The sequence below is a fragment of the Streptococcus sp. HMSC072D05 genome (genome assembly GCF_001815805.1).
Classification (GTDB): Bacteria; Bacillota; Bacilli; order Lactobacillales; family Streptococcaceae; genus Streptococcus.
The window spans coordinates 1-234 of sequence record NZ_KV822049.1 but is presented as its reverse complement, the minus strand read 5'-3'; the positions used below and the strand labels follow the sequence as shown (position 1 = coordinate 234).

The window sequence follows — 234 nt, the reverse complement described above, 5'->3', positions numbered from 1 at the left end:
CTTTTGTAGAATGAACCGGCGAGTTACGATCTGATGCAAGGTTAAGCAGGAAATGTGGAGCCGTAGCGAAAGCGAGTCTGAATAGGGCGTTGAGTATTTGGTCGTAGACCCGAAACCAGGTGATCTACCCATGGTCAGGTTGAAGTTCAGGTAACACTGAATGGAGGACCGAACCGACTTACGTTGAAAAGTGAGCGGATGAACTGTGGGTAGCGGAGAAATTCCAATCGAACT

General features: G+C 48.3%; 1 rRNA gene. It reads left to right on the top strand.

The features are described 5' to 3' along the window. Positions 1–234, top strand: a 23S ribosomal RNA gene (locus HMPREF3057_RS09835); the annotation flags it as partial.